The organism is Thermorhabdus hydrogeniformans, assembly GCF_049310025.1.
GTDB lineage: Bacteria > Bacillota > Thermosediminibacteria > Thermosediminibacterales > Tepidanaerobacteraceae > JBJYKD01.
In genome coordinates this window covers 1-207 of the sequence record NZ_JBJYKD010000306.1, presented here as the reverse complement: position 1 = coordinate 207, position 207 = coordinate 1, and the positions used below count along the sequence as shown (strand labels likewise).

The 207-nt window shown below is 53.1% G+C and carries 1 pseudogene; it reads right to left on the bottom strand.

Annotation, left to right across the window (positions count from 1 at the left end):
• Positions 1-69 precede the first annotated feature (69 nt).
• Positions 70-207 (bottom strand): annotated as a pseudogene (locus ACKX14_RS16535) (ISNCY family transposase); the annotation flags it as partial.

Here is a 207-nt window from a genome sequence, read left to right as displayed (position 1 = left end):
AGGTGGCTTAGCATCTGCTTTTTCTATAGGTGGCCTTTGAGCTGGAGGCGCGGTATTAGTTTTCATTGCCTTTGTTGTGGCATCATCGACGGCGGTTCAGAAGAACGAGCCGTGGTCCCCGTCCTTCTAACCAGTCGTGATGGCTACCATCGATTTGGACCAACATCCCCATTTGCGGCTTACGGGAACGTCTGCGGTGCGGTTTTG